Annotated in this window: 10 protein-coding genes and 1 pseudogene; 5 read left to right on the top strand and 6 right to left on the bottom strand. The window is 38.3% G+C overall.

Annotated features, from left to right (window positions below; genetic code table 11):
* The first annotated feature begins 107 nt into the window (after positions 1 to 107).
* Both FTV04_RS01840 and gcvH read left to right on the top strand, forming a co-directional pair.
* Positions 108 to 1,136 (top strand): AraC family transcriptional regulator, encoded by a 1,029-nt coding sequence (locus tag FTV04_RS01840; RefSeq protein ID WP_180008879.1) that lies wholly within the window; start codon positions 108 to 110, stop codon positions 1,134 to 1,136.
* 72 nt (positions 1,137 to 1,208) lie between these two features.
* On the top strand, positions 1,209 to 1,583 hold the full coding sequence (gcvH, locus tag FTV04_RS01845) for a glycine cleavage system protein GcvH (RefSeq protein ID WP_180088378.1): 375 nt from the start codon (positions 1,209 to 1,211) through the stop codon (positions 1,581 to 1,583).
* 97 nt (positions 1,584 to 1,680) lie between these two features.
* Here the strand turns inward: gcvH and FTV04_RS01850 are convergent, their stop codons facing one another.
* Both FTV04_RS01850 and FTV04_RS01855 read right to left on the bottom strand, forming a co-directional pair.
* Positions 1,681 to 2,871 (bottom strand): PilT/PilU family type 4a pilus ATPase, encoded by a 1,191-nt coding sequence (locus FTV04_RS01850; protein ID WP_168377534.1) that lies wholly within the window; start codon positions 2,869 to 2,871, stop codon positions 1,681 to 1,683.
* A gap of 270 nt (positions 2,872 to 3,141) precedes the next feature.
* Positions 3,142 to 4,224 (bottom strand): 3-deoxy-7-phosphoheptulonate synthase, encoded by a 1,083-nt coding sequence (locus FTV04_RS01855; protein ID WP_180088380.1) that lies wholly within the window; start codon positions 4,222 to 4,224, stop codon positions 3,142 to 3,144.
* Positions 4,225 to 4,924: 700 nt separating this feature from the next.
* On the opposite strand from FTV04_RS01855, the gene FTV04_RS01860 reads away from it, so the two are divergent.
* Complete coding sequence (locus FTV04_RS01860) at positions 4,925 to 6,508, top strand: ATP-binding cassette domain-containing protein (protein ID WP_180088382.1); 1,584 nt, start codon at positions 4,925 to 4,927, stop codon at positions 6,506 to 6,508.
* Between the two features lie 491 nt (positions 6,509 to 6,999).
* On the opposite strand, the gene FTV04_RS01865 is transcribed toward FTV04_RS01860, so the two are convergent.
* The 3 genes from FTV04_RS01865 to FTV04_RS01875 form a co-directional block, all read right to left on the bottom strand.
* Positions 7,000 to 8,169, bottom strand: coding sequence for an acyl-CoA desaturase (locus FTV04_RS01865; protein WP_180088383.1), 1,170 nt, complete (start codon positions 8,167 to 8,169; stop codon positions 7,000 to 7,002).
* Positions 8,170 to 8,204: 35 nt separating this feature from the next.
* Entirely contained in the window at positions 8,205 to 9,224 is a 1,020-nt protein-coding gene (locus FTV04_RS01870; protein WP_180065090.1) for a flavin reductase family protein, read from the bottom strand.
* A 292-nt stretch (positions 9,225 to 9,516) separates the two neighbouring features.
* The gene (locus FTV04_RS01875) at positions 9,517 to 10,632 is read right to left on the bottom strand and encodes an S-(hydroxymethyl)glutathione dehydrogenase/class III alcohol dehydrogenase (RefSeq protein WP_180088385.1); all 1,116 of its coding nucleotides are present in this window, start codon (positions 10,630 to 10,632) and stop codon (positions 9,517 to 9,519) included.
* A gap of 125 nt (positions 10,633 to 10,757) precedes the next feature.
* On the opposite strand from FTV04_RS01875, the gene FTV04_RS01880 reads away from it, so the two are divergent.
* The gene (locus tag FTV04_RS01880) at positions 10,758 to 12,314 is read left to right on the top strand and encodes a phospholipase D family protein (RefSeq protein WP_180088387.1); all 1,557 of its coding nucleotides are present in this window, start codon (positions 10,758 to 10,760) and stop codon (positions 12,312 to 12,314) included.
* 94 nt (positions 12,315 to 12,408) lie between these two features.
* Here FTV04_RS01880 and FTV04_RS01885 read toward each other — a convergent pair whose 3' ends face one another.
* Complete coding sequence (locus tag FTV04_RS01885; protein ID WP_180088389.1) at positions 12,409 to 13,077, bottom strand: class I SAM-dependent methyltransferase; 669 nt, start codon at positions 13,075 to 13,077, stop codon at positions 12,409 to 12,411.
* A 138-nt stretch (positions 13,078 to 13,215) separates the two neighbouring features.
* Here FTV04_RS01885 and FTV04_RS01890 point away from each other — a divergent pair.
* Positions 13,216 to 13,653, top strand: a pseudogene (locus FTV04_RS01890) (hypothetical protein).
* Positions 13,654 to 13,699 lie beyond the last annotated feature (46 nt).

Consider the following 13,699-nt stretch of genomic DNA (forward strand, 5'->3'; position numbering starts at 1 on the left):
AATAGTTGAGCCTAGTCAGTTTGTCCAACAATTTTTGTGGGATACAACACGGAATCATGCCAATATAACCTTGAACAGAAGAAAAACCCGCATTGCAACGGAACGCTATGAAAACAATTAATTCCCGTCAGGATCAGGGTATTCCCGGAGTGTATGGATTGCTCCTTTTAGATGTGGTCTCTCGATGGGGCTACACTGCAGAAACATTATTTAGTCCATTCGGATTAAACAGCGAACAATTGGCTGAACCAGATTTCCGTATTCCAACACCCATCGCCAATCAATTGGTAGAGCACGCACTACGATTAACTGGTGAGCCAACTCTAGGTTTTCATTTGGGCAACCAAATGCGCATCTCAATTCATGGTTTTATTGGCTATGCCATCATGACGGCGAAGGACATAACTGATGCCTTAGTCTTGGCAAACCGTTTTATTCAGTTACGCATGCCCTTTTTACAGCTTTTTTTCTCAACTTTTGGAACCAAAGCTACTGTTCAACTACAAACCGACGTTACGATTGAGCCTTTACGTACTGAGATTTCTATTGCCTTAATTTTTGGCATGATCAGCATGGGCAAAGCAATTACTGGTGTGGATTATTCTGCGGGAGAAATTGATTTTGATTTCCCTCAACCTGAAGGTTTTGAGCGGTTTATTGCCAAATATCCACGACACCAATTTAGATTTGATCAGCCACATCTCCTACTTAGTTTTGATAAGCAATATTTAACCAATAAATTGGTCCATGCAGACCCGATTGCCAGTCAAATCGCCATTAATCAATGTGAAGCTGAACTTTCTGCTTTGGGCGAACGCCACCGTATTGCCATGCGCGTTCGTGACATTTTAACCAACTCTGAGCAGCACTATTTAAGTATTGAAAGTGTTGCTGAATGGCTACACATGTCCGATCGAACCCTTAAACGCCAACTTGCTGCCGAAGGGACTTCATTTTCAACATTGGTTGACGAAGTTCGCTACCGTCATGCTACTTCGCTTCTATCACGGACTGATTTTACCTTAGAGCAAATTGCTGATGAATTGGGCTATAGCGATGTCGCCAATTTTAGCCGTGCTTTTAAGCGTTGGAGTGGTCGTAGCCCAAGCAATTGGCGTAAAGATCCGTACTTATAAGTCTTTTGTTTTACCTAAAAAGCATGTATAACTCATGCCAAAAATGAATTTAATGGATTTAAGGAGTTATCAATGAATCATCCTTCAGATTTAAAGTACGCAAGTACACATGAATGGGTGCGAATTGAAGGTGACCTTGTTGTTACAGGCATTTCTGATCATGCACAAGACGCATTGGGTGATTTAGTTTATGTTGAAGCACCAGATGTGGGTCAATATATCACTGCTGGTGAACAAGCGGGTGTGGTCGAGTCGGTAAAAACCGCTTCTGATATTCATGCACCGATTTCTGGTGTGGTTGTTGAAGTCAATCCAGACCTTGAAGATGATCCTGATTTTGTAAACGATGCACCTTATAGCAAAGGTTGGATTTATAAAATTAAACCAGACAATATGGCTGATGTAGATGCTTTATTGACCAGCGAACAATACGAAGCTGATCTGTAAATATTTCTAATATCTAAAAAATCAGCCCTCAGGCTGATTTTTTTATTTCAATTTGATAGCTAAATTGGCTTATATACCATTTGCATGAATATGCAGCTTATATTTCTTCCGAAGCTTCGGTGCTTTCAGGTTCTTCTTTCTTTTCTTCAACCATACTAAACGATTGCGCAGCCGCTGAAGTACCATTTGCACGTGAACTTTTTAGTTTAATTTGCAAACGTAATTCATTGGTTGAATCGGCATTTCTTAAAGCTTCTTCATAAGAAATTGCGCCATCATTATATAAATCAAATAAAGCTTGGTCGAAAGTTTGCATCCCAATTTCACGAGATTTTGCCATGATCGCTTTTAGTTCATGAAACTCACCTTTCAAAATCAAATCTGAAATGAGCGGCGTATTTAACATGATTTCAACGGCTGCACGGCGTCCTTTACCATCTTCAGTCCGGATTAAACGCTGCGAAACAATCGCTTTCATATTGCTCGATAAATCCATAAGCAATTGATTTCTTCGCTCTTCTGGGAAGAAGTTAATGATTCGATCTAGGGTTTGATTGGCGTTATTTGAATGTAGCGTACCTAAACATAAATGTCCTGTTTCAGCAAAGGCAATTGCATGTTCCATAGTCTCGGTGTCACGAATTTCACCAATTAAAATCACGTCTGGTGCTTGTCGCAAGGTATTTTTTAAAGCGTTATGCCACGAATGACTGTCTACACCGACTTCACGATGCGTAATCATTGATTTTTTATGCTTATGCACATATTCCACTGGGTCTTCAACAGTGATGATATGCCCTGCACTATTTTCATTTCGATAATCAATCAGCGCCGCTAAAGAGGTTGATTTTCCTGAACCTGTACCTCCAACCACTAAAACTAAACCACGTTTTTCCATAATCACGTGCTTAAGCGAAGCCGGTAATTTAAGCTTTTCAAAATTTGGAATTTCTGCCGTAATGGTACGAATGACCATACCCACATGTAACTGTTGCTGAAATACATTGACACGAAAACGCGAAACGTTTGGCACACTAATCGCAAAGTTACATTCTAGTTCTGTTTCAAACTCTTTGCGCTGCTTCTCATTCATCAAACTATAGGCGAAAAGCTTTGTTTTCTCAGCATCAAGTTCTTGCTGCCCAAAGGGTTTCATCATGCCTTGATGTTTAATACTTGGTGGAAAATCTGCCGTAATAAATAAATCAGAACCCCCATATTCAACCACTTTGGTTAACATGTGGAACATAAAACGGCGTGCTTCTTCCAGCAATTCAGCAGTGTACATCAACTTCCCCAATATAAAATTTCAAACACCCAAGCACAGATTGTCATTATTTCTGGCGCTGTATTGAGCTTAGACATTATTGTGCATAAAAAATTTGATTCACTCAAACATAAAACACTGAATTATCAGTATATATTTTAAAATATAGGCCATATTTCAATTTTTATATTGAAGTAAGCAACAAAGGATTTTTCAAAATAAAAGCCTTAGAACAATCAATGTTCTAAGGCTTTGGGGTAAATCAATTCAGACTGAGTATGCTCTGGATTGTTAAGCACTACGTTTAATTTGTGATGCATGAAGTTCATTCGTAACCTGTTGAATCAAAGCAATGGTCTTATCCCAACCTAAGCATCCATCTGTTATAGATTGACCATAAGTCATGTCACAACTAATTTTTTGATTACCATCCACTAAATGACTTTCCAACATCACGCCACGCACTTGGGTATGCTCACGCTCCGCTACAATAGTGCGTAATACTTCAGGTTGCTTCATTGGGTCTTTATGGCTATTACCATGACTACAATCGATCACTAAAGCCGGTAAATCGCCTTTTACTTTACTACGAATTTTGTCTATTTCAGCCAAACTATAATTTGGACCTGTATTGGAGCCACGTAAAATCAAATGTGCTTGTGGGTTGCCAACAGATTCTAAAATACACGGTAAGCCGGCTTGACTCATACCTAAGAACTGGTGTGGATGGGACGCAGATTGAATGGCATCTAGAGCAATTTGGATTGAGCCATCTGTTCCGTTTTTGAAACCAATACTGTATGGCATATGACTCGAGATTTCACGATGAATTTGTGATTCGCTGGTACGCGCACCGATTGCACCCCAAGCCAAAAGGTCATCAAAATAACCCGTCGCCATTGGGCTTAAAATTTCAGAGGCAATTGGCAAACCCATTTCAATAATTTGTAAGTACAGCTCACGTGATTTTTCTAAGCCCAACTGCATATTAGATGAACCATCTAAACTTGGGTCATACATATAGCCTTTCCAGCCCACTGTAGTACGTGGTTTCTCAATGTATGCGCGCATCACAAGAAAAATTTGATCTGAAACCTGTGCCTGTAATTGTTTTAATTTTTCAGCATATTCCAACGCAGCAATTGGATCATGGATTGAACATGGGCCGCTAATAATCATTAGACGCGGGTCTTGACCCGTCAAAATATTTTGAATCGTTGCACGATGTGCAGCAATTTGCTCTGCAGCATGAACTGATAAAGGTAATTGTTGTTTCAATTGATGTGGCAAGCTCAAAAGTGTTTCTTTTGGCTGTGTAGATTTCTGAATTTCTGAATTTTGAGTTTGTTGTAAAGCTGTATTTAGCGCATTCATTGGTTCTATTCCTTTGGACTGTATACATTAACAGTCCGATCTTTTATCTGAGCGTTATGGGACTTTGGGACTTCAGGGCTTTAGACATAGACCGACTAAAGTAAAACCAATAACCGTTGCTAAAATATGAATTATTTACTGTAAACATGAGATTTCTCCAAAAATATTATAAAAATCAAGACATAAAAAAACCTGATCAGGGTTGCCGATCAGGTATAAACTTGGTGGGCAACCTTTTTCATGCCCGAACGCGTTCAGGCAATTATCTAAACTGCCAAAAGTAATAATATGCGTTTAAGATTAAAGGTTGCTTTAACATCTTGATTTCATCAAAAAGTATCTGTCTGAAAATTAAAATACGCTGTATTCATCGGTTTGACAATAGTTTTTTGCTATTTTGTTGTATTAAATAACTCTACTGTCAATTACTGCGACCTATTTTTAAAATTTGATGTATTGATTAATAAATAAACATTTATTAGACTGCACAACATTAGGCTGTTTAAAGCTTTTTTCCACTTATTTTTAATTCGAGTATTTGCCAATGAAGTAAGCCCTGTTTTTTTCATCATCAAATCCATTTTTTTGATGTGCAAACACATGGCTAATGACTTCGACTGCATTTTCTCAAATATTGTCTTTTTTATAGAATAAAATTAGTTATTTGTATTGCGCATCTTTGCTATCGCAAGGTGCATCTATGACTCAAACAACTTGTACAATTTCCAAACTAAGCTTGGAATTTCCTTCTAAAACACTTTTTAAAAACCTGAAATTTAACCTCAATCAACAACAGCTTTCGGCATGTATTGGTCGCAATGGTTTAGGAAAGTCCTGCATCCTTAAAATTTTACATCAGCAAAATCTGAAAGATCTCCCATACGAAGGGGAAATTTCATGGAATGTACCACATGCCTATTTATCACAATTTACTCGACTAGAAGCTGACACGATTGCTTCTGCACTCGGTGTGGAAAATTTATATGACGCATTTCAACGTATCGAAATAGGCAATGCCAGTTTTGAAGACTTTGAGCTGACTGAAAACCAGTGGCACCTTCCTACACTTTGGCAGCAACAACTTAAGCAGGCGTCACTTCCAACAGATTTAAATTTTCCAGTCGCTCAGCTGAGTGAAGGTCAAAAAACCAAATTGGCTTTGTGTGCATTATTTTTAAAAACTGACCATTATTTACTTTTGGATGAACCTAGTAACCATTTAGATGTATCTTCACGTTTATGGCTCATCGATCGTTTAAAAAACCATCCTGCGGGTGCATTCGTCGTCAGTCATGATCGAGAGTTGCTGCAACATGTAGAGCATATCTACGCTTTAAATGAGTTTGGAGTCACGCATGTTACTTGTAACTATGAAGAATACATTCAAAAAAATGATCTGCAAAATAAAGCCTTACAGCGTAATGCTATGCAGCATCAGCGTGAGTTAAAACAACTCAAATTACAACAACACGAAACACAAATGAAAGCACAAAAACGAGAACAACAAGGTCATGCACTACGCAAGTCAGACTCCCAAGCTAAAGTTTTACTCGATTTTAAAAAAGAGCAAGCCGGTCAAAGCCTCGCGACAGTTCAAACGCAACAGCAGAAGCAATTGGAAGAAAAGAGAACCCAACTGCTTCAATCACAGCAACAACTTGAGCATATCAAAGAGCAGCAATTTGTTTTTCAACATCGCACTGAAAAAACAGGAGAAATCTTAAGAGTTAAAGATTTTCATAGCAAAACATCTCAGCACCTACCTTTCGACTTGGCCTTACAAGCAGGTGACAAAATTCATTTAAAAGGAAAAAATGGTATTGGTAAATCTACATTTCTAAAGTATCTGAGTCAGACCACATCACAGTCTAGCCATGAAATATTTTTGTCTGTGAATACCCTGTATTTAGACCAAAACTTGAGTGATTTATCACCTGAACTGAGTGTTTTGGACAATCTAGCAAAGTTTAATCGTGATGTTTCCTCAACGGAATGGCGTAATCAACTTGGTCAACTTAGAATCCGTGGTCAAAAAGCGGAACTGCCATTTCACTGTTTAAGTGGTGGTGAACGTTTAAAAGTGACCTTGTTAGGCTTAAATTATTTAACGCCAAATATAGAGCTTTTATTGTTAGATGAACCTGAAAATCACTTAGATATAGAATCTAGAGCGTTATTGGCTCAAGCCATTCAGCATTATACAGGTGCGGTGATCCTCGTTTCACATGATGCTTATTTTGTAGAATCTTGTGGCATTCAGAGTAGCGTCCAATTAGTTGAATAGCTCTTACTCTTTAGAAAGACCTAAAAAAGCCAAAGTAGATGAACGCTACTTTGGCGAATTTACTGCTTTAGAAATCGTTCTTATTTAACTGATATTACGCACGTAAAAGTAATTTCGCATTTTTAAAATGCTTTTTCAGTCTATTCGACGGAGTCTTACATCTAGGGTTTAGATAAAGAGATTAGCCTTCGGCTGGAGGTACTCTTACGAAACGATGTTTCTCATTAGGCAAAATGAGAAGCAAAGCTTCGCAAGGAAACCATCTTGCGGTGCAATGCACCTCACCGACTAAACTCGTTCACTAGCGTCAAATTATTCAAAGTATCGCAAAAACATTTTTGATGAGAAGTAGTCCTGTCTCAAACAGTTGCGGATGACATTACCGTGTATCGTTCTTTTATTTGAATCAAATTACGTTTCTGATGTTAATACGTAGCTTCAGCTTCTAATTTAAGATCTCTTAGGACAATATTGCTAAACAATACTGTGTTTTAACGCCCGATTTTCTTCATGATTTTTTGTTTAACATGCTGTTGAAGTGATGCTGAACGTTCCTTGATTTCGGCTCTCCAGTCATTCGGCACTGAGCATTTCGCGAGGCGAACCCAAACGCTTGCAAATTGTTTGATAAAACTGGCTTCGTTATAGTGAATACCATATTCGTCACAAAGTGCTTTAATTTTAGGTGCGGCTTCTGCATAGCGATTCGCAGGCATATCTGGAAATAAATGGTGTTCAATTTGGTGACTCAAATTACCACTGAGTATATGCAACCATTGTGTTCCACTAAAATTACTTGAGCCACGAATTTGACGGAGATACCACTCTGCTCGAGTTTCGTTTTCGGTATTATCCATCTCAAAGTTTTCCGCATCTTCTGTAAAATGGCCATTAAAGATGACAGCGGAAGCCCATAAGCTACGAATCACGTTGGCTACAGCATTTCCTGCAAATACCGGAATCGCATTGGGACCTGCAATAAGCGGGAAAAACACATAATCTTTAATCACTTGGCGCTTAATTTTCTGACGTACATCGGCCGCTTCATGCCATACATCTTTCCAAGTTTTGGTTTTATACGCAATAACATCTTCTAAATGTAAACGTTGAATGCCGACATACCACTCAAAGAAAACCATGAGTTGGGCAGCCAGTGGAATATTAAAAAGGAAACGTGGCTCCCACTTTTGCGATTCACTCACACGAATTAAACCATAGCCGACATCATGGTCCATCCCCACAATATTGGTATAGGTATGATGCACATAGTTATGGGTATATTTCCAGTCTTGGCCCGTGGCAATGGTATCCCAATCATAATTAGCACCATTTAAACTCGGGTCATTTAACCAATCAAACTGACCATGCATCAGATTATGACCGAGTTCCATGTTCTCTACGATTTTAGAAATACCCAATAAACCAGTACCCAGTAACCACACCGGTGGAATCCAGCCTGCAAACATCAACATGCCACGAGATGCGATCTCGCTATAACGGACAAAATTGCGAATTTTGTAAATGTACGCTGCATCTTTTTCACCCACACTCTGCATGATTTCACGACGAATTTGCTCAACTTTTTCGCCAAATTCAGCAGTTTGTTCGGGTGATAAATAACGTGACTTACTATTCGGACTAATATATATCGATTGATTCATGATGATGCCCCTGATTTGTTTTTATGCGGCTTGGATTAGAGTTGAATACGTACAGGTGAAATTGCCTGAGAGACACATAATTTGATTTGTGTGTTATTCACATGATCAATTTCGCCAGTGAGTAGGTTTTTCACTGAACCCTGTAATTTGGTACACGAACAGGTATTACAAATACCCATCCGACAGCCATGCGCAGGTTTTAAACCAGCTTTTTCAGCACTTTCCAGTAAATTACCCTCTGCCAAAAAATCTTGCTGGGCTAAACTAAAAGTGACAGGTTGAGCAGGCACTGAATCATCAGCAATCATCTGAAAATATTCAGTATTTAAATATTCTGAAAGCTTAAACTCACGATACAGTTGCTCAATGCTTTGCATCATTGGCGCTGCACCACAGGCATAGCAATCTCGCTGCTTAAAATCGGGGACCATGTGGTTTAGCACCTCTGGTGAGATATGTAATTTAGTTTTCAGCGTATTAATCGCATGTAAATGTGCATGGTTTGATTGCTTCGCCAGTTGAATCAATTCATCCAAATACGCATCATCTCGATTGAAATAAATCAGGTCAACCGTACGCCCAAGCTTAATCGCTTGTTTAAACAAAGTCATGATTGAGGTAATGCCACTACCAGAAGCAAGCAGTAAAATTGGTCGATCCGAATTTAGCTTTAGGCCAAACTCACCTTGCGGTTGCGATAATTCAACAACATCACCTGTTTTTAATTGCGTCAGGCAATTGGACACTTTGCCTTGCTGTTTAACTGCAATCACCACATGACCAGATGTATTAATTTCGACGACGCTATAGCTACGTTGATGACGTACACCATCTTTGACAACTGTCACCAGAACACATTGGCCTGGTCGATAATTTACAACTTTAAAATTGTGATTCGCTAAAAAACTCAGTTCATAAAACCCGATCCCCACACAACGTGATTTGACCAATTGTGCTTTTATACGTTTGTAGGCCCAAATTGCATCAAATTTTTCTGAAATAAAATCAATAAAATCTTCCCGAATCCACTCAGGCTTGTAACTTGTAGTTGTCATTTTTTGCCTCGGATAATGCATTAATATACATTTGTTTTTAAATTATGCTTACCTTATGTTTAGTGCTAATTTCCCACCATGTGAATTCGGGACAAAATTTATCATTTGGCATTTTTTATCATTTTATGTCTAACAATCTGTCACTTTTTGCAAATCCTAATTTGAAGTTTTGATTTGTTATAACGACACAAATAAAAAAAACTAGGCCAAAGCCTAGTTTTTAAAAAAGTGAAAATTAACGCATTAATATTTAAATGATTAGTCGTTTAATCAAAAATATTTAAATCAATGTTTAATCTTCAAAATGTACAACAGAGCGAATTGATTGACCTTCATGCATTAAATCAAAGGCTTCATTGATTTTATCCAGCCCCATGGTATGGGTCACGAATGGTTCAAGTTTGATCTCGCCTGACATGGCTTCTTCTACCATACCCGGTAATTGTGAACGACCTTTAACACCACCAAAAGCAGTGCCTTTCCAAGTACGACCAGTAACCAATTGGAATGGACGGGTTGAAATTTCTTGACCTGCACCTGCCACACCAATAATCACAGATTGACCCCAACCACGGTGAGCACATTCCAAAGCAGAGCGCATCACATTGGTATTGCCAATACATTCAAATGAATGGTCGACACCCCAGCCGGTCATTTCTACAATCACTTCCTGTACAGGACGATCATAATCTTTTGGATTAACAAAATCCGTCGCGCCAAATTCTTCAGCCAGTTTGAATTTGTCAGGATTGGTATCTACCGCAATGATACGACCTGCTTTGGCTTTTTTAGCACCTTGTACCACAGCCAAACCAATACCACCTAAACCAAAGACTGCAACTGAGTCACCTTCCTGAACTTTAGCGGTATTTTTGACTGCACCAAGGCCTGTTGTTACGCCGCAACCCAACAAACACACATGTTCATGATTCGCTTCAGGGTTAATTTTTGCCAAAGACACTTCTGCTACCACTGTATATTCAGAGAATGTTGAACAGCCCATATAGTGATAAATCGGCTGACCATTATAAGAAAAACGTGTTGTGCCATCCGGCATTAAACCTTTCCCTTGTGTTGCTCGTACCGATACACAAAGATTTGTTTTACCCGATTTACAGAATAAACATTCACCACATTCTGCAGTATAAAGTGGAATTACATGATCACCCGGTTGCACTGAAGTCACACCTTCACCGACTTCAACCACAACACCTGCACCTTCATGCCCTAAAATTGCTGGAAATACGCCTTCAGGATCATCACCCGACAATGTAAATGCATCTGTATGACACACACCTGTATGGCTAATTTTGACTAAAACCTCACCTGCTTTAGGTGGTGCCACATCAATTTCAACAATTTCTAAAGGCTGACCCGGTCCAAAAGCAACGGCTGCACGTGATTTCATGTCTAAAAACATCCTGTATGGCTTATATTAACAGATGAGTTACAGTAACCTCTTTTTAAGCCTAGATACAACCTTAAAACATGATGTTATGATGAATTTTTCAAGGAATGATTAATGCTATTCGAATGATACAATTACGTGAAATAAGTTGTACTGTCGGTTTAACTGTTTCGATCAACCTATTAACTGGATGCAGCTTACCTAGCAATCAGTCAAAAAAAGATGTCCCTATACAATCACATGCAGAAAAATGGATTACGTCTGCTACGGATTTAGAAAAATTACAACAAAAACAAACGGCTTATTTAGCCTTAGATGATGCCTTCTTAAGTATTGCATCTCGCCTGCATTTGATTCGAAACGCAAAATACACCATCGATTTGCAATATTATATTTGGGAAAATGATGCTATTGGGCATCTGATGTTTCAAGAATTACTGCATGCCGCTGACCGTGGGGTAAAAGTAAGGCTACTAATTGATGATCAAAACGGGACGAAACTCGATCCGACCTTACAATCCCTTTCAGCTCATCCCAACATTTCAATCAAACTGTTTAATCCCTATAAATTCAGAAAATTACGTGTCATTGATTATGCATTTCGCTTAAAGCATATTAACCATCGTATGCATAATAAATTAATTGTTGCCGATGGTTTTATAGGCGTAACTGGTGGTCGTAACATCAGTAATGAATATTTTGATGCCAGTGAAAGTTTTCAATTTACAGATTTGGATATCCTTTTCTATGGGGAAGCCATTCAACAAGCCAATCAAGTGTTTTTGAACTTTTGGAATGATGATTTAAGTTATTCTGTTCAGCAATGGATTAGTGCAGGTACAAAAGAAGACTTAAATCAATTAAGACAAACGTACCAAGAAAACTCTACAACGTTGACTAAAGATCAACAGCGCATTAACTATGCACAGCAACAACTGGCGGCTCAGCTTAAACTTAGACCGGTGAACTGGGCCGAAGCACATTTCATTGCGGATAGTCCGAATAAAATTCGTGGTGAGGCTAAAGAGCAAGAATTAATTTATAACCAATTTTCGACCTTAATGGGACAGCCCAAGGAACGCATGGAATTGGTTTCAGCTTATTTTGTTCCCACGCAACAAGGAACTGACTTTCTAACGGGTCTTGCAGGTAAAAATGTAGAAGTCCGTGTGTTAACCAATTCATTTTTAGCCAATGACGTCGCTGTCGTTCATGCGTTTTATCAAAAATATCGCAAAGACTTACTCAAAAATGGCGTGAAACTTTATGAATTTAAACCTTATATAGAGCGTTCAAAACGCACATGGTATGAGGTCATGACCGGAAATATCATCCCTGCGAAAGGCAAAAATGCCTCTAGTTTGCATGCAAAATTTTTCGATATTGACGGTATGGTGTTTATTGGATCGTTTAACTTTGATCCACGTTCCGCAAATTTAAATTCGGAAGTTGGCCTTGTCGTTAAATCTGATCGATTACAAAACGATATTTCGGCGGCATTAAACCAGTATTTACCGCAAATTGCATATGAATTAAAACTAGATGAAAAAGGCGAAATCATTTGGTTAGAGCAACAAAAAAATGGAAAAATCAAAACCTATACTCATGAACCTGAAACAACTCGATTCCAACGATTTAGTATAAAAGCAGTGTCATATCTTCCTATTGAATGGATGATGTAATGACAATGTACTGCTAATTGGTTAAGTTTTTCTCATCGATAAGATCTAATAGGAACGATTTAAGCAGTTTCAAGCAACTCAATAATGCTCTTGTTCAATCTCGTTCATATGAGTGCTGGCTTTTGAAAAGAACCAAACCATTGACTTCACCCAGACATTCCACTTGGCCATAATTGGCTGCTTTCAGCGCATCTAAATGCTCCTTAACAGACATATACAACTCATGATTTTGCTGAGCATTTGGTGCATATAGATGATCACACACAATATACACGCCTTGTGTATTTAACAACGTTTTTACAGTCCGATGAAACTCTGCTGCATACGCCTTATGCCTCAACTCATGTAAAGCTTGATGAATAACAATCACATCAAAGGTGCTTTTCTCATTGAAATGAAGAGGTTCTTCCCAATTAGATTGTTTGAAATCCCCTGTTGTAAAATTACATTTTAAGCGTTGCGATGCACTTAGTTTTCCTTTTGCCAAGTCATGCATAGCTTCGGAAAAATCAAATGCTGTGTAATCTATATTTGGACAATGATTGATTAAAAACTCAGCCAAATAGCCTGGGCCTGAACCGAGTTCAAGCACGTGCGCATTCGTGTTGAAAGCCAAAATAGAGTCGACATACATTTGAAAGATGTCATAACGCCACGGACGTTTAAGATTGACTTCAGCAGCCCATTGTTTAGCTTGGATTGGATCTTTTAAGTCTATGGGGCTTGGTACATCGTTTGTGTGTATATTATTTTCGCAATTCATTTTTCTTAGACTTAATTTAGATAGATTGAATGCTATTTATACATAAAATATCTCAATAAAAGCAAAGGTTTTACTCAAACTTGATGATGCTTTAACATCCACCTCTTATTTTGTTTTATCTCCTCCTAAAGTTTTCTAATGCAATTTTTTGATTTAAGCCGCCAATTTAATTTAAGTGATATTTTAACGCCTTTTACGACACTTCCTGAACTTGGTCATCAAGAATGGTTTTTGTCGAAAGTTCGGGTTGAGCATGACTGCTTATCTGACAATGACATGATTGAAGGCCAAGCTGTGCTTAAATCTAATCACAATATCTAAATTGAGTTGGAATGGTTAATCCAAGATACAGGTCATGAATTACAGCTTTTATTTAAAGGCATTGAAACTGCAGCTAGCGAAGAAACTTTGGTGATCGTGAAAGGCGCACAAATTTTAAATGATGCAAACAAAAAAGTTTCATCTCAGACACTGAGTTTATGGATCGATGGTACTTTACTACCTATGCTGCCGAATATTCGCAAAGAAATTAAAGCGCGTTTAAACCTTTGGGATTATGTTGAATATGATGGCTAATGCCTCGCCTGAAAAACTGTTTGGCCTTAAAAAAGGTAATCAATCA

Origin of the sequence: Acinetobacter sp. YH12219 (assembly GCF_013417875.1) — a bacterium.
GTDB classification, from domain to species: Bacteria; Pseudomonadota; Gammaproteobacteria; order Pseudomonadales; family Moraxellaceae; genus Acinetobacter; species Acinetobacter amyesii.

Bases quoted from the DNA above. Each gene is read 5' to 3' on its own strand.
- FTV04_RS01840 (WP_180008879.1), top strand. From the start codon at position 108: ATGAAAACAATTAATTCCCGTCAGGATCAGGGTATTCCCGGAGTGTAT.
- gcvH (WP_180088378.1), top strand. From the start codon at position 1,209: ATGAATCATCCTTCAGATTTAAAGTACGCAAGTACACATGAATGGGTG.
- FTV04_RS01850 (WP_168377534.1), bottom strand. From the start codon at position 2,871: ATGTACACTGCTGAATTGCTGGAAGAAGCACGCCGTTTTATGTTCCAC.
- FTV04_RS01855 (WP_180088380.1), bottom strand. From the start codon at position 4,224: ATGAATGCGCTAAATACAGCTTTACAACAAACTCAAAATTCAGAAATT.
- FTV04_RS01860 (WP_180088382.1), top strand. From the start codon at position 4,925: ATGACTCAAACAACTTGTACAATTTCCAAACTAAGCTTGGAATTTCCT.
- FTV04_RS01865 (WP_180088383.1), bottom strand. From the start codon at position 8,169: ATGAATCAATCGATATATATTAGTCCGAATAGTAAGTCACGTTATTTA.
- FTV04_RS01870 (WP_180065090.1), bottom strand. From the start codon at position 9,224: ATGACAACTACAAGTTACAAGCCTGAGTGGATTCGGGAAGATTTTATT.
- FTV04_RS01875 (WP_180088385.1), bottom strand. From the start codon at position 10,632: ATGAAATCACGTGCAGCCGTTGCTTTTGGACCGGGTCAGCCTTTAGAA.
- FTV04_RS01880 (WP_180088387.1), top strand. From the start codon at position 10,758: ATGATACAATTACGTGAAATAAGTTGTACTGTCGGTTTAACTGTTTCG.
- FTV04_RS01885 (WP_180088389.1), bottom strand. From the start codon at position 13,077: ATGAATTGCGAAAATAATATACACACAAACGATGTACCAAGCCCCATA.